Below are 21,761 nucleotides of genomic sequence, written 5' to 3' on the forward strand. Positions count from 1 at the left end.
CCCGCCGAGGAGGACGGCAAGCTTGGTTCAAGCGAGGAAAGGGCCTTGAAATGTAGTCGCATGCCACTATCTATAGTCGTTACCGAATGGGCGGCCCCTTCGCTTCCCGCTGATTGACGCCAGCGTCCTGCAGAACCCTTCCCTTCCTGACGCACACGCCAGCCATTACATCCAGTGGTTGAGCATTTCGCCCGCAATAGCGGGCTGACATTCAAGAGCAGGAGCACTCCATGGCAGGAAAAGAGCGAAAGCGCGGCAACCGGGAACTAAAAAAACCTAAAAAGAAACCGGCGCCGGCAGCCCCGGCCTCCCCGGTACTGGCCAGGGCCGCAGCGACACCCGTGCAGACTTCCAAGAAGTCTTGACAGGCGCACTGGTTCACATCGCCCAGCCGCTTCCACAAGGGCCATCTTGCCCATCTTCTGCTCGGCGGGGTGATCGGGGCCTCCCGTGCCCGTGGCGCCCTGAAAGGCGCCCATGCATCCAGTTATTCATTTAGCGTTCCGGCGCGCTATCCCAGGTCCTTGGGCCGATACCGCACCTCTGCGTGAGGAACTATTCGGCATCGAGCGCCTGGAACAGCACGCGCGCAGCCTCGCCGCGGCCCAGCGGGTCAGCGCCAGCCCGCCCCGGGTGCCTTCGCTGCACAGCCGGCTGCGCTGCAACGCCGCCGAGCTGCTGCTGGCCTACCGTGCGGGTGCTGCGGAAGTGGCTGCGGGCCGCCGCGTGGTTCCGGCCGCCGAGTGGCTGCTGGACAACTACCACGTGGTCGAGGCGCAAGTGCGCGAGATCCGCACCGACCTGCCACCGGGCTACTACCACCAGTTGCCCAAGCTGGCAGACGGTCCGCTGGCGGGCTATCCACGCGTCTTCGGACTCGCCTGGGCCTTCGTCGCCCATACCGACAGCCACTTCGACCCCGCCATCCTACGCCGCTTCATCGCGGCCTATCAGGAAGTCCAGCCGCTGGACATCAGCGAACTCTGGGCCGTAGCGATCACTCTGCGCATCGTACTGATAGAGAACCTGCGCCGGCTGGCCGACCAGATCACGGCTGGACGCGCCGCGCGCGCCGACGCGCAACGCCTCGCCGACCGTCTGCTCGAGCCAGGCGGCGCGTATGCAGCGCTGGACCGGGACATTGCAACGCGGGCGAGCGGCCCGATATCCGAACTGTTCGCCGCGCAGCTCGCCAAGCGCTTGCGCGACCAGGATCCGCGCACCACGCCGGCTCTGCAATGGCTGGACGAGCGGCTGCGCAACCAGGGTACGGATGCGGACCAGGCCATCCTGCATGCACAACAGCGCCAGGGCGCCTCCAACGTCTCGGTACGCAACGTCATCACCAGCATGCGCCTAATGTCGGACATCGACTGGGCTGATCTGTTCGAGAGCAACAGTCTCGTTGATGCGCGCCTGCGGGCCGTCAGCGCCTTCGCAGAGATGGATTTTCCGACACGCAACCGCTACCGCGCCGCGATCGAGCAACTGGCACGAGGTTCACCCCTGTCCGAACTCGCGATTGCTGAGCGGGCGTTGGCACTGGCGGCTTCGCAAAAGACGTCCGAGCTTCGCGTCCATGACGCCAGCATGACAGATCCCGGCCATTACCTGATCGCCGAGGGGCGCGGCGAATTGGAGCAGGCCATTGGATTCAGGCCGCCGCTGGCCATGCGCATCGACCGCTTCAACATCCGCCTCGGGCTTGGCGGCTACGCAGCCGCCATCCTCGCGCTGGCAGCGATGCTGCTGGGCCTGGCGTTCTGGGCCGCCTTCGCCACAGGTGCCTCGGCGGCAGCTCCCGCCGGGCTGCTCGCGGCGCTTGCGCTGGCCGCATTCCTGCCCGCCACCGAGGTGGCTACAGCCTTCGTCCAGCGAGCAATCGCCGCGCGCGCTGGCCCCGTGGGACTCCCTGCCCTGGCGTTGGTCGACGGGGTTCCTGCCAACCTGCGCACACTGGTCGTCGTGCCCACGCTGCTGTCCAGCGAGGCGGAGCTGCGCAGCCACATCGAGAGCCTTGAGGTCCACCATCTGGCCGGCGCAAGTGGCGACCTGTCTTTTGCCCTGCTGTCGGACGGCCTCGATGCGGACACGGAGGTGCAGGACGGAGACGCCCACCTGATCGGCATCGCGCAGAAGGCCATCGCCATCTTGAACCAACGGCACGGCCCTGCCCCGGGCGGCAAACGCTTCTACCTGTTGCACCGACGGCGCCAGTTCAACGCCAGCGAGAGCTGCTGGATGGGCTGGGAGCGCAAGCGCGGCAAGCTACACGAACTCAACCGGCTGCTGCGCGGCGCCACCGACACCAGCTTCATGCCACTCGATGGCGGCGCGCAGCCCGACATCCTGGCCGGCGTGCGCTATGTCATCACGCTGGATGCCGACACCCGGCTGCCGCGCGACGCGGCGCTGCGCCTGATCGGCAAGATGGCCCACCCCTTGAACCGCGTCCGTTGGAACGATGCCGAACAGCGCGTGGTGGGCGGCCACGCCATCCTGCAGCCACGCGTAACGCCGGCGCTGCCGTTGGGCCGCGATGGTTCGCTCTACCAGCGGCTGTCGTCCGGCGCGGGCGGCATGGACCCCTACGCATCCGCAGTGTCCGACGTCTACCAGGACCTGTTCGGCGAAGGCTCCTACACCGGCAAGGGCATCTACGACGTCGATGCCTTCGAGGCCGCACTAGCCGAGCGCATTCCCGAGAACACAATGCTCAGTCACGACCTGTTCGAGGGCGTGTTCGCGCGCGCGGGACTCGCGTCGGACGTCGAGGTGGTCGAGGAATTCCCGGCCCGTTACGACGTCGCCGCACGACGCCAACACCGCTGGACGCGTGGCGACTGGCAGCTCCTGCCCTGGGTGCTTGGACGGAGACACTCGGGTGCAGCCGTGCCGCCGGTGGGCCGCTGGAAGATGATCGACAATCTGCGGCGGTCCCTACTCGCGCCAACGAGCCTGCTGGCCCTCGCGCTGTGCGCCTGGCTGCCCTGGCCTCAGTCACTGCAGGCTATGGGGCTACTGGTGCTGGCCCTGTCCGTGCCAGCCTTCCTGCCCAGCCTCGCGGGGCTGGGGCCGCCACGCACGGGCATCCGGCTGAGCAGCCACCTGCGCCTACTGGCCACCGACCTGCGGATGGCCGCATTGCAGGCGGGCTGGGCACTGGCCCTGCTACCGGACCAGGCGTGGCGCGCGCTGGACGCCATCATCCGCACCCTGATCAGGCTGTACGCGACCCACCGGCACCTGCTGGAATGGACAACCGCCGCCCAGTCCGCCGCTCGCCCGCGGCCCGGCGTAGCGGGCTTCTATGGGCAGATGGCCGGCGGCGTACTGCTGGCCGTGGCATTGGCCGTGAGTGTTGGCGTGTTCTCGCCCGCGGCGTGGCCCGTGGCGTTGTTCCTGCTGGCGCTCTGGCTCGCGGCGCCGGCCCTGGCCTGGCGCGCCAGCCGTCGCCCACCGCTCGTACCGTCCGGCGCGCCCCAACTCGCCGATGCCCTAGCCCTGCGGCGCACGGCGCGCCGCACTTGGCGCTTTTTCGAGACCTTCGTGACGCCAGCCGAGCACATGCTGCCACCGGACAACTTTCAGGAAGGCCCGCAGCCGGTGGTTGCGCACCGTACTTCACCCACCAACGTCGGCCTGTACCTGCTGTCGGCGGTGGCCGCCCGCGACTTCGGCTGGGCTGGCGCACTGCAGACCTGCGAGCGCCTAGAAGCGACTTTCGCCACCCTGCAGACACTCGAACGGTTCCGTGGCCATTTCTACAACTGGTACGACACGCGTACGGCCCGGGTGCTAGCACCGGCCTATGTGTCGTCGGTGGACAGCGGCAACTTGGCGGGCCACCTGATCGCGCTGGCCAACGCCTGCGAGGAATGGGTGGGCGCGCCGCTGCCGGCCGACTGGGCGGATGGTGTGGGCGATGCACTCGCGCTGGCCCGCGAGTCGGCGTCTGCCAAACCCGCGGCCCAGGGGCCGCAGGGCCAGCGGCTGCGGGCCATCCTCGATGACATCGACGCCGGGCTACAGAGTCCTGCCGGCCTGTTGCTGCCGGTACTCCAGCGTTTGGCCAACAAGGCAGCAGAAGAAGCGCGTGGGCTGGTTTCGGCAGTGCATGCGGAGGGCGACGACCTTCTATTCTGGATCGATACGCTGCGCGGGCGGATCAAGCAGCAGGCGCGCGACGCCGCGTCACTCGCCGCCGCGGCGCATGGCCTCGATGCCCGCTGGCAAGCCCTGGCGCAACAGGCCCGCACGCTGGCGCTCGACATGGACTTCGCCTTCCTGCTGGACCCCGAGCGCAAGCTGCTGTCCATCGGTTATGCCGCGGTGGAGAACGTACTCGACGCCAACTGCTACGACCTGCTGGCATCCGAGGCGCGGCTGGCCAGCCTGTTCGCGATCGCCAAGGGCGATGCGCCCACGCGTCACTGGTTCCGCCTGGGTCGCACCGCCATCCCCGTGGGCCGCGGATCGGCCCTGGTGTCCTGGTCCGGATCGATGTTTGAATACCTGATGCCCTCGCTGGTGATGCGTGCGCCGGCCGGCAGCCTGCTGGAGCAGACCAACCGCCTGATCGTGCAGCGCCAGGTGGCCTACGGCCGGCAGATGGGCGTGCCATGGGGCATCTCCGAATCGGCCTACAGCGCCCGCGACCTGGAATTCACCTACCAGTACTCCAACTTCGGCGTGCCGGGCTTGGGCCTCAAGCGCGGCCTGGCCGAGGACCTGGTGATCGCGCCCTACGCCACAGGTCTAGCCAGCATGGTCGATGCACCGCTCGCGCAGCGCAACTTCGAGCGCCTGCAGGCGCTGGGCGCGCTTGGGCGCCATGGCTTCTACGAGGCACTGGACTTCACGCGCGCCCGGCTGCCCAGCGGATCACAGGTCGCCATCGTGCGCAACTTCATGGCGCACCACCAGGGCATGACGCTGGTCGCCATCGCCAACACGCTGCAGGGCGCGCGCATGCGAGAACGCTTCCATCGTGAGCCGATGATCCAGGCCTGCGAACTGCTGCTGCATGAGCGCATGCCGCGCCTCGTCGCCGTGGCGCACGCGCGCGCCGAGGAAGTGCCATCCGGCGCGTCCGAGCCGCATGGCGACCTGAACGCGGTGCGGCGCATAAGCATGTCGACCATGGCCGCACCCGCCACGCACCTGCTGTCCAACGGGCGCTACGCCGTCATGCTGACCGCGGCGGGCACGGGCTACAGCCGCTGGCGCGACCTGGCCGTGACCCGCTGGCGCGAAGACGCGACCCGCGACGACTGGGGCGCCTACGTCTACCTGCGAGACACGGACAGCGGCCGGGTCTGGTCCGCCGCGGCACAGCCCCTGGGCGTGGCGACCGACAGCCATGAAGTGGTCTTCGCCGAGGATCACGCCGCCTTCACGCGGCACGACGGCAGCCTGACGACCACGATGGAGGTGGTGGTGTCGGCCGAAGCCGACGGCGAGGTCCGCCGCGTCACAGTCGCCAACACCGGCCGCAAGGCGCGCGAGGTCGAACTCACCTCCTACGCTGAGGTGGTGCTGGCGCCGCCCGCGGCCGATGATGCCCATCCGGCCTTCGCCAAGATGTTCGTGCAGACCGAATACCTGCCCGAGTTCGGCGCCGTGATCGCCACGCGCCGCCCGCGCACGCCCAACGAGCCGCCGGTGTGGGCGGCGCATTTCGCGGTCGTCGAAGGCATCGCCACGGCGCCTGTGCAGTACGAATCCGACCGAGAACGTTTCCTGGGCCGCGGACGCACGGCGGCCACGGCGCAGGCCATGGGAGACGGCGCCGCGCTGTCCGGCACGGCCGGCACGGTGCTGGACCCAGTCTTCTCGGTGCGCCACCGCGTGCGCATCGCCCCGGGCCAGATGGCGCGGCTGGCCTTCTGGACGCTGGTGGCCGCCACGCGCGAGGCGCTGCTCGACCTGGTGGACCAGCACCACGACCGCAGCGCCTTCGAGCGCGCCCGCACTTTGGCCTGGACCCAGGCTCAGGTGCAGTTGCGGCACATCGGCATCGAGGCCGACGAAGCGGCGGACTTCCAGCGGCTGGCGGCGCCGATCCTCTACGCGGGTGCGCGCTTACGCGCGCCGGCCGAGGCGATCGCGCGCGGCGCCGGCCCGCAGTCGGACCTGTGGCGGCACGCGGTCTCGGGCGACCTGCCGATCGTGCTGCTGCGCATCGACGAAATCGAGGACATCGCCCAGGTGCGCCAACTGCTGCGCGCGCACGAATACTGGCGCATGAAGGGGCTGAGCGTCGACCTGGTGATCGTCAACGAGCGCGCCTCGTCCTATGTGCAGGACCTGCAGACCGCCATCGAGACCGCCGTGCGCCGCAGCCAGTCACGCCCCCGCCTCGACGGTGAGGCGATGGCCCGGGGTGTGGTCCATGCGCTGCGCGCAGACTTGATGGAGGCGTCGGCCCGCGGCCTGCTACAGTCAGCAGCCCGCGTGGTGCTGCTGGCGCGTCGGGGCGACATCGCCCGGCAAATCGCGCGACTGCCCGAGGCGACGCTCACCGCGAGCTCTGCGCTCAAATCGGCCGCGCAGCTGCCATCCTCCGCCCTGCCTAGGCAGGCGCAGGGCCCGAACACAGCGCGGCTGGAGTTCTTCAACGGACTCGGCGGCTTCGACCTCGACGGCCGCGAATACGTGACCGTACTCGCCGACGGTCAGACCACGCCCGCACCCTGGATCAACGTCATCGCCAACCCGGGCTTCGGCTTCCAGGTCTCGGCCGACGGCAGCGCCAGCACCTGGGCCGGCAACAGCCGGGAGAACCAACTCACCCCATGGTCCAACGATCCGGTGACCGATCCCACCGGCGAGGCCTTCTTCGTGCGCGACGAGGCGAGCGGCCAGCTCTGGAGCCCTACGGCGCAGCCGATCCGCGACGGCGGCATCTATGTTGCGCGCCACGGCCATGGCTACAGTCGCTTCACGCACGAGGCGCATGGTATCGCGCTGGAACTACTGCAATTCGTACCGCTGGAAGACCCTGTCAAGGTGTCGCGCCTCACCTTGCGCAACCGCGGCGCACAGACGCGGCGCCTGTCAGTCACGGCCTATGCAGAATGGGTGCTGGGCGCCTCGCGGGCCGCCTGCGCGCCTTTCATCCTGACCGAGGCCGATGCGGCCAGTGGCGTGCTGCTGGCGCGCAACCCCTGGAGCACAGCCTTCCCGGGCCGCGTTGCCTTTGCCGACCTCGCGGGCCGGCAGAGCGCCTGGACCGCCGACCGCACGGAATTCCTGGGCTGTTACGGCAGCCTGGCGGCACCGGCGGCATTGCGGAGCCTGGCAACCCTGTCCGGCGCGGTGGGCCCAGGCCTGGACCCCTGCGCTGCGCTGCAGTGCAGCCTGGTGCTGCGTCCCGGCGAATCAGTGGACGTGATCGCCCTGCTCGGGCAATGCGGCAACGCGCAGGAGAGCGTGGCGCTGGCGGCGCGCTGGCGAGAGGCCAACCTGGACGCCGAACTGCGGCGGGTGCGAGACCATTGGGATGCCCTGCTGGGCGCCGTGCAGGTGCGCACGCCCGACCGCGCGATGGACATCCTGCTCAATGGCTGGCTGCTCTACCAGACACTGGTCTGCCGCATCTGGGCCCGCTCGGCCTTCTACCAGGCCAGCGGCGCCTACGGCTTTCGCGATCAGCTCCAAGACGGTATGGCGCTGGCCTTCGCGCGGCCCGAAGAGACGCGCCGACACCTGCTGCGCGCCGCGGGCCGCCAGTTCGTGGAGGGCGACGTGCAGCACTGGTGGCTGCCGCATTCGGGCCAAGGCGTGCGCACACGCATTTCGGACGATCGCGTCTGGCTAGCCTTCGCCGCGGCCAGCTACGTCGCCGTCTCGGGCGATGCGGCAGTGCTGGACGAATCCATCGCCTTCCTGGAAGGCCCCGTGCTGCAGGACGGCGAGCATGACGCCTTCTTCCAGCCCATGCAGGCCTGCGCCTCGGCGACGCTGTTTGAGCACTGCGCGCGCGCATTGGACCAGAGCATCGCGCTCACTGGCAAATTGGGTCTGCCGCTGATAGGGACCGGCGATTGGAACGACGGCATGAACCGCGTAGGCCAGGATGGCCGGGGGCAGAGCGTGTGGCTGGGTTGGCTGCTGGTGCGCACGCTGGCCCTCTTCGACCCGCTGGTGGAGGCGCGCGACCCCGCCCGTGCTGCACGCTGGCGCGCCCATGCCCAGGCTGTGACTGCCGCGCTGGAGCGCGAGGCCTGGGACGGTGCCTGGTACCGGCGCGCCACCTTCGACGACGGCACTTGGCTGGGCACCCGCGACAACGAGGAATGCCGCATCGATTCAATCGCCCAATCCTGGGCCGTACTGTCTGGTGCGGCCGATCCGGACCGCGCCCAGGCCGCGATGGAATCACTGCGCGCACACCTGCTGGTGCCGGATCCTGGGCTGGCGCTGCTCTTCACCCCGCCCTTCGACCGCCCTCCCCGCGACCCCGGCTACATCGTGGGCTACCCACCAGGCCTGCGCGAAAACGGCGGCCAGTACAGCCACGCGGCCATGTGGGCCATTCTGGCGCTCACGCAATTGCGCGCCGACCCGCAGGCGGGCACGCACGCCCACGCGCTGTTCAAGCTGGTCAACCCCATCAACCATGCACGCACACCGCAAGATGCGGCGCGCTACCGCGTGGAGCCGTACGTGGTGGCGGCCGACGTGTATTCGGTGCCGCCGCACGAAGGCCGGGGCGGCTGGACCTGGTACACCGGCGCCGCCGGCTGGATGCACCGAGCTGGCATGGAAGGGATCCTGGGCATTCGCCGCGAAGGTGAAGTACTCGTCATTGATCCATGCATCCCAGCCGAATGGCCCGGTTTCGAGGCCGAGGTCGTCCTCGGAGCGACGCGCTACACCATCCAGGTCGAATCGCCGGGGATGCACTGCGCTGGTATCTCGTCGGCGGTCCTGGACGGTGTGGCGCTGGCCTTCGGCGGCGCCGTACACGTACCAGTCACCCCAGGCGACCATCTATTGGTGATCACACTGTGAAGAACGCCTTTCCGATCCAGCCGTTGGGCCATTTGTCCCCTGCAAGGAGTATTGTGTGCAGATGATGCATGAGTTCCTATCTGCGAACCGTGGCACGCTGATCGCGCGCTGCCGGGACAAGGTCGCCCTGCGATCGCCTGGGGTGGTCAAAGAAGAGCTCGCGCATGGGGTTACCGTGTTCCTGGATCAGTTGATCCAGACCCTGATGGCGGAGCGCACCGACGATCCGCAGCGCAGCCTCCAAGTCTCCGGGGTCGCAGGAGGCGTCAGCGCTGTCTCGGAAATCGGCGATTCCGCCACCCGCCACGGGCGGGAACTTATGGGACACGGCTTCACGGTCGAGGAAGTGGTACACGACTACGGCGACCTATGCCAAGCCATCTCCGACATGGCGTTCGAGACCGGAACGCCGATCGGCGTGGACGAATTCAGGACCCTGAACCGCTGCCTGGACAATGCCATCGCCAGCGCCGTCACCGAATACACCCATCAGCGCGAGATCGAGGCGACCGACCGGCACACCCAGGCGCTCAACGAGCGTCTGGGCATTTTCGCGCACGAATTACGCAACATGCTGTTTGCCGCCAAGCTGGCGCAACGGGCGATCAAGGCAGGAGACGTGGGAGCCAATGGCGCAACAGCTGGCGTGCTCGACCGCGCGCTGGCAGGAATGAGCAAGCTGATCGATCGGTCGCTGGCTGAGGTGCGCATTACCGCCGGCATGCCCGCGCAGCGGCAACGGTTTTCCCTGGCCGAGTTCATCGCGGAAATCAAGCTCTCCGCCACGATGGAGGCGCAGAGCCGGGGTTGCTTGTTCAGCGCCCCGGCCGTGGACCCGTCGCTGGCTCTGGACGCCGACCGGGACCTGATGCTCGCAGCCGTGGGCAACCTGTTGCAGAACGCGTTCAAGTTTTCGCGCGCTGACGGCGGCGTGGCCAGCCTGCAGGCCAGCGCCAAGGGCGAGCACATCCTAATCGACGTGCAGGACAACGGCCCCGGCCTGTCGGATGCGGCGATGCAGGCGCTGTTCCAGCCGTTCACCCAGGCGGGAGACGACCGCAGCGGCATGGGCCTGGGCCTGACTATTTCTCGCCGAAGTGTGGAGCTGAACGGCGGCACCCTCGATGTGCGACGCGCACCTGATGGCGGTTGCGTGTTCACCATCGCCATGCCCGGTCACACCTTGCGCTGAACATCGGACTCCGACCATCCATTGCGCAACCTGCCTCATCGAAAGGTCGACAGACCGCGGATCGGCCTGCGGTGGCGCGAATCCGTCCGTCGCGATAGTCAACCAGACAACGCCATTTATGCTTTAAAAGGATTTCAAATGGATGCTATGAACGAGAGTTCCCACGCTCTGAACTGAAACAGTAAGGTGGCGAGACCGAAAAGATGACCGGAAAGTGGGCATGGTAGATATTGGTCACGTCGACCTGTTGGTGCAGGAAGGCTTCTACACAAACCGCTCGGATCTTGTCCGCATGGCCGTGCGCAATCAGTTGGCCCTGCACGCCAATGTCGTGAAGCAGGCGGTGGCGCGGCGCACTCTCACCGTGGGCTTGCAGCACGTAGGACGAGAGGATCTTGAACGCGCGGTGGCTACCGGTCAGCGCCTGCAGGTTCAGGTGGTCGGGCTCGCGCGCATCGCGGACAACGTCACTCCGGAGTTGGCATCCGCTGCCATCGAATCGGTGACCGTGCTGTGAGCCTTCCAGGCCGGTCCCGCCGTGCGGCGGGCCTTGGCCGAACGCATTCGCTGATCTCTTTCGACAAAACCTTTTCAGTTTGAGAAAGTACCCATGAAAAACCCCTTCCATGCACGGGCTCCCACCTATGACGCCGCCGCGATCACAGCCATCATCGTTTTTCATGGCGACCGGGACCATACGGTCCAGCACAGCAACGGAGTGCAGATCGTCGTACATGCGCGCCAGGCGCACGGAACGTCGGCCAGCAGCACACAAACCGGCGAAGCGGGGGGCGGGCGGAAATACAGCCGCACGGTCCATACCTGCGGTCAAGGCTATGCATGCATCGAGTCATGGACGCTCCATGGGGCAGGACACGCATGGTCCGGGGGCGATGGGAGCGGCACCTACACCGATGCCAGAGGCCCAGATGCCTCGGTGGAAATGGTGCGGTTCTTCTTCGACCTGCCGGCCACGGCGACGAGGCCGTACTGAGGCTGCTGCACCGGGACCGCACTCTACCCAAGGCCCGCGGTGGAGCGCTCCCGACACCGACCGCGTGAGTCAATAGCTCCGATAAAAGCCCGTGCGCGCATGGATGGATGGCATGAGGCCATCACGCACACGACCCCACGCCATCAGGGAAACCCATGAATGACCCACGGCCCCACTCCACCGCACCCGTCCAGCTCCCCCGGGCATTGATCGACCGGATCGCTCCACCCTTTGTCCGATTCCTGCACATCGAGGCGGCCGGTGGTGCCGTCCTGCTGACGTTCACCATCGCCGCCCTCCTCCTGTCCAACTCTCCATGGGCAGATGCTTTCTTTGGCATCTGGGAAACACGCATCGAACTGCGGCTCGGAGAGTTCGAATTCGGTCGTTCGCTGAAAAGCTGGATCAACGACGGGCTGATGACGTTGTTCTTCTTCCTGGTGGCACTCGAACTCAAGCGCGAAGCCGTCCTGGGCGAGATGCGCAACCCGCGCATGGCAGCCTTGTCCATCGCTGCGGCATTGGGCGGCATGGTCGCGCCCGCATCCGTCTATCTGGCACTGCAGTGGGCGCAACCCGGCCAGCATGGCTGGGGCATTGTGATGGCCACCGACACCGCGTTCGTCATTGCCTGTCTGGCATTGCTCGGCAAGCGCATTCCGCACAGTCTGCGGGTGTTCATGTTGTTCCTGGCGATCGTCGATGACATCGGCGCCATCCTGGTGGTCGCTGTCGGATACAGCCACCACATGGACTGGCGCATGCTCGCCCTGGCCGGGTTGTGCATCGGCATCCTGCGCGGTTTGGCCGCCGCCGGCATTCGAAGCATCCCGATCTATGTCATCGCGGGCTGCGCCACTTGGCTGGCCATCGATGCGTCGGGACTTCACGCCACGGTCACCGGTGTAATCCTTGGGCTGATGACGCCTGCGAGGCGCTGGGTAAGCGACAGCCGGCTCTACGCGATCCTGGGGCAGGTCATCGCCCATCCAACGGGCAACCAAGGCAGCGCCCACACAAGTGATCGGGGAACCCTGCAGGTGGCGGAGATTGCCGCGCGCGAGTCGCTCTCGCCGGTCGAGCGCCTGGAGATGGCACTGCACCCGTGGGTCAGCTTTTGCATCATGCCGATCTTCGCTCTCGCCAATGCAGGCTTGGCACTCTCGTGGACGAGCGCGGCCCAGCCTGTCGCCGCGGCGGTGTTCCTGGGCTTTGCTATCGGCAAGCCAACAGGCATTCTTCTTTTCAGTTGGCTGGCTCTGCGTTCCGGCCTGGCGATTCGTCCTCCGGATCTGAACTGGGGCAGCATGGCGGGTGGCAGCTTTCTGGCAGGCATCGGCTTCACGATGGCGCTGTTCATTGCCAATCTTGCCCTGGTCGGCCCGTTCATGGACAGCGCGAAGATCGGCATCTTCCTGGCCTCGCTGTTCTCAGCGGTCGTTGGCCTGGCGCTGTTAGTGTGGTTGCCACGGCCACAGACTCTCGACGCCAAGGAAAATATAAGTTAGAGAAACCGGCACGCAAGGCGCAATGCGCGTACTATGGGTTCGTTGATATGTGCAAGGCATTCATTGCATCGGTCTTTTTCCGCTTCTCCCGGGTTCCTCCCGCGGCTGTGTCGAATCTCCTTTGATGATTTTCTTGGCGTCTCTTCGCCGGATGCGTTTTTGCGACCCGGTAACCTCGAAAGGAAATCGATATGACGACACAAACCGGAACTGTGAAATGGTTCAACGAAGGCAAGGGCTTCGGCTTCATCGCCCCCGACAGCGGGGGCAAGGATCTCTTTGCCCACTTCCGTGAAATCCAAGCCGGCGGCTTCAAGACCCTGACTGAGAACCAGCACGTGCAGTTCGAAGTCACCGAGGGAGCCAAGGGCCCCCAAGCCTCCAACATTCGTGCCGTGAGTTGAAGGCATTGGGCCTGATGGTCCAATCACTTCTCCACACCCACCTGCGAAGCGCGGTTCATCCGCGCTTTCTCATTTCTGAAAGGCATCATTGCCATGAAAAATCTGCAGGAGGCCACCGAGCGCATCTGCGAACTCAAGGGCAGCCTGATCGCATTGGACGCATTGCTTCCTTCTCTGCTGGAAGCATTACCGCCCGCTACCCATAACACTCTGGTGCGTTCGTTCGAAGCACATGCCGAAGCAGCTCGAACGGTCATTCTGAACACCCCCATTTCAGACCATGTGCTGGCCGCCTTTGAACGGGACATTGCCAGAACGCGCGCGGTGCTCGCCGGGATCGTGCAGCCACAGGGAAACGCCAATCCACGCCAGGCCGTCGAGGCCATTCTGCTGACCACGACCCATATCCACACTTACGCTGGAACGCGATTGTTGACCGGTGCAAGCGGCTTCTTCTTCCGCCGCGATGATCGATTGTTCCTTGTGACGAATCGGCATGTCTTTTGCGACGAGCCAAGCGAGCATTTTCCCGACCGCGTCGAGATCGAATTGCATACCGATGCGAGCAACCTGACCCAGTACGCGACCTTCTCGATACCCCTCTATGGAAACGGCCTCGCGCTGTGGCGACAGGCCGCCGACACGGGCGGCCCGGTGGACATCGCCACCATCGAGATCCAGACCAGCCGCCTGCCCGAGCACGCGGTGCTGCATGCCTTCGACCAGTCGCACCTTGACCCTAAAAATGAGGACGTGGCGATTGGAGACAATTTGATGATCGTTGGTTTTCCGCTGGGGTTCCACGACACGATCCATCACCTCGCCGTAGCGCGCAGCGCATCGATCGCCTCGGCGTACGGCGTGCGCTTCCAGCAACAGGGCTACTTCCTGACCGATGCCCGCACACACCGTGGGAGCAGCGGTGCGCCTGTCGTTCGACGCAGGAGCAAAGACCAAGAACGCAGGTCCTCTCTGCCGACTTGGCAGTTGCTCGGCGTGCATTCCACGCGCATGGACATGCGCACCCGCGACCTGATCAAAGATGAGTGGCTTGGACTCAATTGCGCTTGGTACGCAGATGTTCTGATGGTGCTGACCCAAAACAAATAGCGATCAGTCACCTTAACTGAAAGCGCGGGCCATAACGCACGCGCACTGTGCGTTCAGCTTCTGCCGAACAGCAGTTGGGCCTATACGCGAGCGAACTCGATTGCTTAGCTAAACCACGACAAAGCTCGCCCTGCTACTCTGTAGCCCTCCGGGCCCACTCCATCATCAACAGGCCACCCAAACCCGCGTGGTTAAAGGACTTGGCTGTGATCGACATGGGTCTCTACCGTCGCTTTTACGCACAACGGTACGAACTGTTGTGCCGGCGGCTTGTGCTCGAGCGAATCTACAGTTCCGCTTGCTTCATGTTGGCCACCAACTCGAGGAATACAGTCATCTCGCAACCGGCAGAGGACCTGACATTTGCGCGGTTCACGGCTGCATTGCGAGGCCATGCGCTGACTTTTCTCGGCAGCCAGCCATAACTGGCCGTCGCCCGAGAAGGCTCCGTCTTGACGCAGCGACTGCGCTTCCTGCTCGACACGAATGTGTTGATCCCTCTTCAGGATTCTTTCCAGATCCTGGAGAAGAATCTCGCCAACTTCGTCAGGCTGGCAAACATCGGCGGCCACTCGCTGCTGTATCACCCGGCGACCATCACAGATTTCGAGCGCGATGCGGATGTGCAACGTCGTGAACGCAGCCTGCAGCGCATCAGGCAGTACCCTGCACTGCAAGACGTAGCGCCCTGCCCCTGGAATACAGCGGCGACCAGCGCCAACGACGCCTGCGACAACGAGATCCTCTACGCCCTTGCATGCGATGCAGTGCATGCGCTGATCACCGAGGATCGACGGCTGCACGCCAAGGCCCGCACGCATGGATTGGGTGATCGGGTCTACACCATTCAAACGGCGGAAGATTGGCTTCGACGTCTGCACGAGCCGCGCCAGGTCTTCTTGCCGAACATCGAAGATGTTCCGCTCCACAAACTGACCCCCCTGCTTCCATCTGAATTCTTCGACAGCCTGCGTGAGGGGTATCCGGGGGCTTTCGACGAGTGGTTCCGCAGCAAAGCGCGGGAAAACCGCATGGCCTGGGTATACCGGGACGAGAACGACACCCTGGCCGCTATATGCATCTACGCTGCACAAGTCGACCAGAAAATCACCGATGCAGGCGAACACCTATCCGGGCGGGCTTTGAAGCTCTGCACCTTCAAGGTGGGCGAAACCGTCAGAGGCCGAAAAATCGGCGAACTCTTTCTGAAAGCAGCCTTCCGCTATGCCACGGACAACGCGTGCGATCACGTGTTCATCCATGCCGACCCCGACAAGCATGATTACCTCATCAGCTTGCTCCACGACTTCGGTTTCGAAGAACGCGGCACGTACGCCAACGACCTTGTCTTGGTGAAGCCTCACCCCCGGCTTGCTCCCACGGACAGCACGGCGGAACCTTCTGACTACATCAGAAGGTTTTTCCCGCACTTTCGTCGCGACGCTCAAGTTCAGAAATTTCTGATCCCCATCCAGCCCGCCTTCCACGAAACCCTCTTCCCCGACTACAGCCCGCAACAGCAGCGGCTATTCGGCATGGCTGGCAATGTCGGCAATGCGATCAAGCTCGCCTATCTGTGCCATGCACCAACCAATGCGATCCACCCCGGAGATGTCGTTCTCTTCTATCGAACAGAAGATGAAAAATCCATCACCTCCATCGGTGTGGTGGATCGTTTTGAAATACTAGACGATGCAGCCAAGATCGCCAGCCTGGTCAGCCGCAGAACCGTCTACGCGCTCGATCAAATCGAGGAAATGGCCAAGCGCAAGACCAAGGTCATCCTATTTCGGCTGGTCGAGCACCTGCCCCATCCCGTTTCATACGATCGGCTCAAGCTCGAGAGCATTGTCACTGGCCCGATCCAATCCATTCGCAAAGTTTCAGATGTCGCTTTTTCCAAAGTGCTCGCTGCCGCCGGCAGGTAGGGCTGTTTTGCTATCGGTCAAGCCCAAGTATGCGGACCTCATCTCGTCCGGAATTAAGCGTGTCGAATTTCGGCGAACCTGGGCGGCAGAAGATGTTGGCCTGATCGCCGTGTATGCCAGTTCGCCTGTCCAGAGAATCGTCGCTCTCGTCGAGGTAGAAGACATCGTGCGTGGATCTTCAACCATGCTCTGGAGCCACTGCAACAGTCGCGGCGGGGCTCTTACCCGCCGCGAGCTCTTTGACTACTTCGATGGCAAGCCACAAGGGTGTGCTGTTCTGCTGGGTAGCGTGCAGCCGTTAGCCTCGCCTATCGATCCCAAGTCGCTTTTTAAGGCCTTCGCCCCACCTCAGTCTTTCAGGTATCTCTCTACCGCTGAGTTGAAAAAGATTCAAGGAAAAATGGTCACCAGCAAAGAGCCCATATGACGATATTCATCGCCGGAATCCACGGTGTCGGAAAGACTTATTTGGCGAAGCCTGCAGCCGAACGGCTTTCCCTTGTCTATGCAACTGCCAGCCAACTGATCCGTGAAGAACGCGGAAGCATCACCTGGGATAAAAACAAGCAAGTTGACGAAGTGGCCGAGAATCAGGCTGCCCTCCTCCGGGCGGTCAAAAGAATCAATGACAACGGCAACACACTCATGCTGGACGGTCACCTGGTTCTCAGAAAGTCCATCAACCAGCATGAACGTTTACCAGAAGCGGTTTTCCGCGACCTGAGTTGTGAAGCGATCATTTTGCTGACCTGCTCAACGGAGGTTGTGAAAAAGCGCCTGACTGAAAGAGGCGACTCCTCTTGGAGCACGCAGGAACTTGAAGAGTTCGCCAAAGCCGAAGCTGAACATTCCGAAACTGTAGCGGGCGCTCTTGAGATTCCATTGATCTGTCTATCTGAGCCCTCCATCCAAGACCTGATACAAGCACTCAGCGGCCTGCGTCCAAGCGCCCTGACGCCGCACGCTGCTTGAACCCTCGGTCTCGCATCATGAACGCGCCGAGCATGTGCGGGATCAGCGTCGCCGCATCGACCACCTCGCCATAAGTCTGGCCGTGCAGCGCGGCGTAGCGGTCGAGGTCGGCTTTCAAGCTGGTCGGGCACGCAAAGGTCAGCTTGACGCTCTCGGTCTTGGGCAGCGGCCCCAGCCGCAGCTTCTTCGTCGTGCTCATTGCGCAGCTCTCCGATTGAAGAACATCGGCTGGTACGGCCGCAGCACCAGATCGCGGTTGACGATGATGCGCACCGGCAGGCCCGGCCGGCTGGTCAGTGTGGGCTGGATGTTCATGTTGCGCCGAGTGATCTCCTGACCCACCTGATTGATGCTGTCCTGTGCGCTGTCGCGGCCGGCGATCACGATGCGGTTGCCGTCCTGTCGGTTCTCCGGCGCGGCCAGCTCGGCGCTGATGCCCAGCAGCGTCGTCAGCGCCGCGCCCGCGAAGATGCGGCCCCAGTGCCAGTCCACGCCGTCTTCCAGCCCGGCATACCCGGCGGGATCGGTGCCCACGAGCTTGTCGAGCGTCAGCGAGGACGTGTCGGGCAGGATGACGCGGTTCCACACCACTTGCACACGGCTTTGCCCATAGCTCACCTGGCTGTTGTAGCGGCCCAGGATGCGCGAGCCCTGCGGGATCAGCAGGAACTTGCCGGTGGCCGTGTCGTAGACCGGCTCCGTCACCGTGGCGATCACGTCGCCCGGCAAGTCCGACTTGATGCCGGTGACCAGTGCCCCTGCGATCACCGTTCCAGCCATCACCTGGTACGGCGAAGCCGGCAGGGTCAGGTGGCCGGAATTGCGGGTTTCCGCAGAACCGCCTTTGAGGAACGCCTCTTTCTGGTCTTGCCGGTTCTGCGCAACGGTCGGATCGGTTGCCGCTTGTGGTGCTTGTGGTGCTTGTGCGGCCGTCGATGCCGGCCCGGCGGCGAGTGGATCAAAGCCCGCCAATGGATGACCAAGCGAAGCCGAGGCTTGCGTCGCGGTGGCCGGCGCAGCGGACTTGCCCGAGCTGCCCGAGCGGAAGAACACCGACGAGGCCATCGCCGCATCGGCTTCCTTGCGCAAGGCATCCTCAGGGTCGTGGCCCGGCGCCGCATAGGCCACCGTCACCGGCTGCTGCGACTTCACGATGGCCGGGCCGAGGTCGCCCGGCAACGGCGGCCCGAGCTCCGGCACTGCGGCCGGCAGCTTCGAGTAGTCGGCCGGCAAGTTACCCAGCCCTTCCGACTTCGACACGCGATCCACGTTGTACAACTCGGTTGGCTCCTGGGTGCCGCGCCGTTGCGGTTGCAGAGACCAGATCGTGGCGCCAAGCACGGCGACCGACAGGCCGCCAACGAGCATGGCCAGCGTGCGCCGGTTCAATCGCGTGACCGGGCGCGGCTGCGCGCGCAGCGCCACCGCTTCGGGTGTCACCTTGGCCGCCTGCGGCGCGGCCAGGTCGGGAGTCTCGTCTTGGCTCATGCTCAGTTCCCCCGCGCTGCGCCTGCCACACCGTCCGTGCGCTCGATGCGCACCACGTCGCCCTTGTCGGCTCCCAGGCGCAGTTCTGCCGCGCCGAACAGCCGGTCCACGATGTAGTACGGCGAGCGGAAACGGTAGTTCACCAGTTGCCCATCGCCCTGCGCGCCGATCACGAACAGCGGCGGCAGCTCGCCCTGCGCAATGCCCGCCGGGAACTGGATGTAGACCTTCTCCCCGTCATCGAAAGCCCGCAGCGGCTTCCACGGCGGATTGCTGCCGCTGACCGCATACCGGAAACGGATCTTCTCCAGCGACAGTCCAGCGTCCACCGGCGCGGCCGCGCTGGCCGCCTGCGCCTGACGCTGCAAGGCCAGCATCCGGTCCTTCGGGTAGTCCCAGGACACCGAAGCCATCCATGCCTTCTCGGTCGAGGTCAGCTCCAGCAGGTACGCCCTGCGGCTGGTGGTGATGACCAGGTTCGTCTTCAACCCAGAGCGGATCGGCTTGACCATCACGTTCACGCGCAGATCGGCGCCGCTGCCGCTGGACGTGTCGCCCACGATCCAGCGCACGGTGTCGCCAGCGGCCACCGTCACAAGTTCCTCGCCGGGCTGCAGCGCCACCACCGTCACGCGGCCCACGGCCGCATAGACCTGGTACAGCGCACCGTCGGTGAAAGGCCAGACCTGGATGGCATTGATGTAGCCCTCGCGGGTGGGCGCCATGCGTGCCTCGGCATTGGCGCGCGACACACGCACCTTCTCGTCGGCCGGCTCCGGTGCCGCCGGGGCTGCAGCGACCTCCGGCAAGGGCTTCAACTGCGCCGGCATCGGCAACACCTCGGGCACGGCCACCACCTCCACCGGCTTGGGCGGCTCCGGCAGCGGCTGGGCCTGCACCGGCTCGTCGAGCGAAATCACCGGCGGCGGCGTGCCCTGCGTGGCACAGCCCGCGAGCAGCAGGGTCGATGCCAGCAGGATCACCGGCAAGGCGGATTTGCACAAAAGCGCATTCATGGCATTCATGGTTTTGTTCCTTCGGAAGAATCGAGTTCGCGGCTCCACGACAGGCCGTTGACGTAGATGCCCAGTGGGTTCTTGCGCAGGCGCTGTTCGGTGCGCGGCGTCTGCTGCACGATGGACACCACCGCGTTCCAGCGCTCGGTGCGGTCCAGCGCGCCGGTGACGAAGCGCTGCTCCGTCCAGCGCACGTTGAACGACGTGTCGCTGGCGCGGGTCACGCTGCTGATCTGCACCGTCACCGACTCCCTGCCGATGCGCGCGAACGGGTCGTGGGTGCGGGCGAACTCGTTGAGCACCACCGCGCCCTTGTCGGTGGTGTAGTCGTAGGCATCGAGCCAGTTCTGCCGCACCACGATGGGGTCGATGGAAAGCGAGCGCACCAGGCCGATGAAGCGGCCCAGGTGGTAAGCGGTCTGCGCATCGCTGGGCCGGTACGGCGTGGCGGCCTCACCCACGGCGCGCACCTGGCCCGCGTGGTCCACCTCGATGACGTAGGGCGTCACGATGGATTGCGCCGAGCGCCAGACCAGGCCACCGGCCATCAGCACGGCCAGCGTCAGGCAACCAAAGGCCATGAAGCGCCAGTTCTTCGCCTGCACGCGGGCCGAGCCGATGCGCTCGTCCCAGACCTGGGCAGCGGATTGATACGGGGTGGCAGGCTGCGGCGTATCCGCATAGCGCACCTGCGCGCGTTTGAATCGCATGGGCGTTCTCCTGGAACAAAGAAATCGAAAGGGATCAGCAAAAGATCAGTCCTCGCGCAGGCTCGGGCCTTGGCCCGAGCCACCACCATCGCCCCCGCGCAGCGTGTGGGCGGCGGTCGTCGCGGCATGGGTAAGCTGCTGGCGGCGATGCAGGCGCTTGGCCCAGGCGGGCTGTTCGGCGGGTGGCGGTGAGCCACCGGCATCGGCGCTGCCCTGCGGGCCACTCGATGCGGCACTGGACGGGGAAGACTCCGGGCGGAACGCAGCAGCCACGCGCTCCTTCATGGAGCGCGCACCCTCCGCCACCTTCTGTCCAGCGGCCTGCGCGCCCGTCCGGGCGACGTTGCCCACACCCGCCATCGCGCCCCTGGCGCCACCACCGGCAGCAGCAGAGCCGGCCTGGTAGGCCGACCGCGCACCGCTCGCCGCACTGCCGGCCGTGGAAGCCGCCGTGCGCGCGCCGCTGGCGGCCATGCGTGCGGCGCCGGGCGCCATGCGTGCCCCGGCCGCCACGGCGCTGCCCACGCCGGAGGCTGCGGCGCCCACGGCCACCGCAGCGCCCGCCGCACCCACCGCCGCCCCGGCCATCGCACCCGCGCCCAATTGCGGGGCGCCGGACACCAGCCCCGTCGCGATGCCTGGGCCGAAGATGCCCAGGGCCAGCAGCGAGAGCGACGCCAGCATGATCACCAGCGCCTGGTCGATGGAAGGCTCGGCGCCCGGCGGAATCGTGAACTCGGAGAACAGGCCCGAGCCGATGCCCACGATCACGGCCAGCACCAGCACCTTGATGCCCGAGGACACCACGTTGCCCAGCACCTTCTCGGCCAGGAACGCGGTCTTGTTCCACAGCGCGAACGGCACCAGCACGAAGCCCGCGAGCGTGGTCAGCTTGAACTCGATCAGCGTCACGAAGAGCTGCACCGCCAGCACGAAGAAGCTGAGGATCACCACCAGCCAGGCGAAGAACAGCACCACGATCAGGTCGACGTGCACGAACACCTCGGGGAACCCCGCCAAGTCGCCGATCTGGTCGAAGATCGGTGCTGCCGCGTCCACGCCCACCTTGGCGAGATGCCCCGGCTGCAGGAAGGTGCCCATGCTCAGGGACGAGCCGCTGGCCGTCAGGCCCAGGCCGGCGAAGGAGCGGAACACGATCCCCGCCAGCGTGTTGAAGTTGCCGATGATGTAGGCGAAGGCCCCCACGTAGAGCACCTTGCGCAGCAGCTTGGCGATCACGTCCTCGCCCTGGCCGCTGGCGTGGCCCATGGCCCAGAACAGGCCGGCCAGCGTCATGTCGATGACGATCAGCGTGGCCGTGAGAAACGCCACCTCGCCCTGCAGCAGCCCGAAGCCCGAATCGATGTAGCGCGAGAAGGTGTTCAGGAAGCGGTCGATGACCGTCACGTCGTCCATGGCCC

Annotated in this window: 16 protein-coding genes; 11 read left to right on the forward strand and 5 right to left on the reverse strand. The window is 65.5% G+C overall.

Going from position 1 to position 21,761, the window contains the following annotated elements; all coding sequences use genetic code 11:
• Nucleotides 1–477 precede the first annotated feature (477 nt).
• The 11 genes from ABD767_RS05995 (at nucleotide 478) to ABD767_RS06040 (ending at nucleotide 17,126) form a co-directional block, all read left to right on the forward strand.
• On the forward strand, nucleotides 478–9,018 hold the full coding sequence (locus tag ABD767_RS05995) for a glycoside hydrolase family 94 protein (protein WP_344868741.1): 8,541 nt from the start codon (nucleotides 478–480) through the stop codon (nucleotides 9,016–9,018).
• A 61-nt stretch (nucleotides 9,019–9,079) separates the two neighbouring features.
• Nucleotides 9,080–10,210, forward strand: a complete 1,131-nt coding sequence (locus tag ABD767_RS06000) for a sensor histidine kinase (protein ID WP_175488298.1) — start codon at nucleotides 9,080–9,082, stop codon at nucleotides 10,208–10,210.
• A 220-nt stretch (nucleotides 10,211–10,430) separates the two neighbouring features.
• Nucleotides 10,431–10,727, forward strand: coding sequence for a CopG family transcriptional regulator (locus ABD767_RS06005; protein WP_175488291.1), 297 nt, complete (start codon nucleotides 10,431–10,433; stop codon nucleotides 10,725–10,727).
• A gap of 93 nt (nucleotides 10,728–10,820) precedes the next feature.
• Complete coding sequence (locus tag ABD767_RS06010) at nucleotides 10,821–11,204, forward strand: CE1 family esterase (protein ID WP_091571045.1); 384 nt, start codon at nucleotides 10,821–10,823, stop codon at nucleotides 11,202–11,204.
• A gap of 155 nt (nucleotides 11,205–11,359) precedes the next feature.
• Entirely contained in the window at nucleotides 11,360–12,712 is a 1,353-nt protein-coding gene (gene nhaA / locus ABD767_RS06015; protein ID WP_344868750.1) for a Na+/H+ antiporter NhaA, read from the forward strand.
• Nucleotides 12,713–12,903: 191 nt separating this feature from the next.
• Entirely contained in the window at nucleotides 12,904–13,116 is a 213-nt protein-coding gene (gene cspE, locus ABD767_RS06020) for a transcription antiterminator/RNA stability regulator CspE (protein WP_091571041.1), read from the forward strand.
• A gap of 93 nt (nucleotides 13,117–13,209) precedes the next feature.
• On the forward strand, nucleotides 13,210–14,226 hold the full coding sequence (locus ABD767_RS06025; RefSeq protein WP_091571039.1) for a S1 family peptidase: 1,017 nt from the start codon (nucleotides 13,210–13,212) through the stop codon (nucleotides 14,224–14,226).
• A gap of 215 nt (nucleotides 14,227–14,441) precedes the next feature.
• Nucleotides 14,442–14,651, forward strand: a complete 210-nt coding sequence (locus ABD767_RS17270) for a PaeR7I family type II restriction endonuclease (RefSeq protein ID WP_425549900.1) — start codon at nucleotides 14,442–14,444, stop codon at nucleotides 14,649–14,651.
• A 27-nt stretch (nucleotides 14,652–14,678) separates the two neighbouring features.
• On the forward strand, nucleotides 14,679–16,154 hold the full coding sequence (locus tag ABD767_RS06030) for a GNAT family N-acetyltransferase (RefSeq protein ID WP_091571026.1): 1,476 nt from the start codon (nucleotides 14,679–14,681) through the stop codon (nucleotides 16,152–16,154).
• Nucleotides 16,114–16,581 (forward strand): ASCH domain-containing protein, encoded by a 468-nt coding sequence (locus ABD767_RS06035; protein ID WP_091571023.1) that lies wholly within the window; start codon nucleotides 16,114–16,116, stop codon nucleotides 16,579–16,581. Before ABD767_RS06030 ends, ABD767_RS06035 begins: the two co-directional genes overlap by 41 nt.
• Nucleotides 16,578–17,126 (forward strand): ATP-binding protein, encoded by a 549-nt coding sequence (locus ABD767_RS06040; protein WP_091571020.1) that lies wholly within the window; start codon nucleotides 16,578–16,580, stop codon nucleotides 17,124–17,126. Before ABD767_RS06035 ends, ABD767_RS06040 begins: the two co-directional genes overlap by 4 nt.
• Here the strand turns inward: ABD767_RS06040 and ABD767_RS06045 are convergent.
• From ABD767_RS06045 to trbL, 5 genes are read right to left on the reverse strand one after another with little or no spacing between them, the layout of a single operon-like run.
• Nucleotides 17,083–17,325, reverse strand: coding sequence for a DUF2274 domain-containing protein (locus ABD767_RS06045; protein ID WP_091571015.1), 243 nt, complete (start codon nucleotides 17,323–17,325; stop codon nucleotides 17,083–17,085). The two genes, ABD767_RS06040 and ABD767_RS06045, sit on opposite strands and share 44 nt — an antisense overlap.
• Nucleotides 17,322–18,614, reverse strand: coding sequence for a TraB/TrbI/VirB10 family type IV secretion system protein (locus tag ABD767_RS06050; RefSeq protein WP_091571013.1), 1,293 nt, complete (start codon nucleotides 18,612–18,614; stop codon nucleotides 17,322–17,324). The genes ABD767_RS06045 and ABD767_RS06050 overlap by 4 nt, the downstream gene beginning before the upstream one ends.
• 2 nt (nucleotides 18,615–18,616) lie before the next feature.
• A complete protein-coding gene (trbG, locus tag ABD767_RS06055) occupies nucleotides 18,617–19,630 on the reverse strand; it encodes a P-type conjugative transfer protein TrbG (protein WP_091571333.1) in 1,014 nt (337 codons plus the stop codon).
• Nucleotides 19,631–19,635: 5 nt separating this feature from the next.
• Nucleotides 19,636–20,340 (reverse strand): conjugal transfer protein TrbF, encoded by a 705-nt coding sequence (trbF, locus tag ABD767_RS06060; protein WP_091571010.1) that lies wholly within the window; start codon nucleotides 20,338–20,340, stop codon nucleotides 19,636–19,638.
• Between the two features lie 45 nt (nucleotides 20,341–20,385).
• Complete coding sequence (trbL, locus tag ABD767_RS06065; RefSeq protein ID WP_091571007.1) at nucleotides 20,386–21,756, reverse strand: P-type conjugative transfer protein TrbL; 1,371 nt, start codon at nucleotides 21,754–21,756, stop codon at nucleotides 20,386–20,388.
• Nucleotides 21,757–21,761: the final 5 nt, after the last annotated feature.

The sequence above is a fragment of the Comamonas faecalis genome (assembly GCF_039538025.1).
Classification (GTDB): Bacteria; Pseudomonadota; Gammaproteobacteria; order Burkholderiales; family Burkholderiaceae_C; genus Comamonas_C; species Comamonas_C faecalis.

Coding starts and splice junctions, on each gene's coding strand:
- ABD767_RS05995 (WP_344868741.1), top strand. CDS start 478: ATGCATCCAGTTATTCATTTAGCGTTCCGGCGCGCTATCCCAGGTCCT.
- ABD767_RS06000 (WP_175488298.1), top strand. CDS start 9,080: ATGATGCATGAGTTCCTATCTGCGAACCGTGGCACGCTGATCGCGCGC.
- ABD767_RS06005 (WP_175488291.1), top strand. CDS start 10,431: ATGGTAGATATTGGTCACGTCGACCTGTTGGTGCAGGAAGGCTTCTAC.
- ABD767_RS06010 (WP_091571045.1), top strand. CDS start 10,821: ATGAAAAACCCCTTCCATGCACGGGCTCCCACCTATGACGCCGCCGCG.
- nhaA (WP_344868750.1), top strand. CDS start 11,360: ATGAATGACCCACGGCCCCACTCCACCGCACCCGTCCAGCTCCCCCGG.
- cspE (WP_091571041.1), top strand. CDS start 12,904: ATGACGACACAAACCGGAACTGTGAAATGGTTCAACGAAGGCAAGGGC.
- ABD767_RS06025 (WP_091571039.1), top strand. CDS start 13,210: ATGAAAAATCTGCAGGAGGCCACCGAGCGCATCTGCGAACTCAAGGGC.
- ABD767_RS17270 (WP_425549900.1), top strand. CDS start 14,442: ATGGGTCTCTACCGTCGCTTTTACGCACAACGGTACGAACTGTTGTGC.
- ABD767_RS06035 (WP_091571023.1), top strand. CDS start 16,114: ATGTCGCTTTTTCCAAAGTGCTCGCTGCCGCCGGCAGGTAGGGCTGTT.
- ABD767_RS06040 (WP_091571020.1), top strand. CDS start 16,578: ATGACGATATTCATCGCCGGAATCCACGGTGTCGGAAAGACTTATTTG.
- ABD767_RS06045 (WP_091571015.1), bottom strand. CDS start 17,325: ATGAGCACGACGAAGAAGCTGCGGCTGGGGCCGCTGCCCAAGACCGAG.
- ABD767_RS06050 (WP_091571013.1), bottom strand. CDS start 18,614: ATGAGCCAAGACGAGACTCCCGACCTGGCCGCGCCGCAGGCGGCCAAG.
- trbG (WP_091571333.1), bottom strand. CDS start 19,630: ATGAATGCGCTTTTGTGCAAATCCGCCTTGCCGGTGATCCTGCTGGCA.
- trbF (WP_091571010.1), bottom strand. CDS start 20,340: ATGCGATTCAAACGCGCGCAGGTGCGCTATGCGGATACGCCGCAGCCT.
- trbL (WP_091571007.1), bottom strand. CDS start 21,756: ATGGACGACGTGACGGTCATCGACCGCTTCCTGAACACCTTCTCGCGC.